At 40.0% G+C, this 537-nt stretch carries 1 tRNA gene; it reads left to right on the top strand.

What is annotated here, in order from left to right:
* The first annotated feature begins 64 nt into the window (after window positions 1-64).
* Window positions 65-140 (top strand) — tRNA-Ala (locus L1D60_RS23485).
* The last annotated feature ends 397 nt before the right edge of the window (window positions 141-537 follow it).

Below are 537 nucleotides of genomic sequence, written 5' to 3'. Positions count from 1 at the left end.
GTTCAAGTCCACTCAGACCCACCACTATCTTTTCCCAGAGATAGCGGTCAATATCGATTTCGTTGGGGCTATAGCTCAGCTGGGAGAGCGCCTGCCTTGCACGCAGGAGGTCAGCAGTTCGATCCTGCTTAGCTCCACCATCTTTAAGCATTCTTGCGAGTGTGTTTAAAAATGGTTTTCGAAAGAAAATCTGCTCTTTAACAATTTGGAAAGCTGACTGATTTAAATAACACAGTTATTTAAATCAAATTAAAAGTTCTCAATGTTTATCTTTTAGATAAACACAACACAAACACATTCAAGTGTCTTGTATTCGAATCAAACTTAGTTTGATTCACCATTGAGTCCGGCAAACACGTAATAAGAATTAACCCTTCTTATTACAACCAAAACCTTGGTTGCTATTTTGTCTTCACTTTGAAAAGTGAAAGCAAACAGTCATACATTAAGACCCTTTCGGGTTGTATGGTTAAGTGACTAAGCGTACACGGTGGATGCCTTGGCAGTCAGAGGCGATGAAGGACGTATTAACTTGCG

The organism is Vibrio sp. Isolate30 (genome assembly GCF_022397975.1).
Classification (GTDB): domain Bacteria; phylum Pseudomonadota; class Gammaproteobacteria; order Enterobacterales; family Vibrionaceae; genus Vibrio; species Vibrio fortis.
Note: the sequence above shows the minus strand (reverse complement) of the source record. Positions and strands in the feature narration are given on the sequence as shown.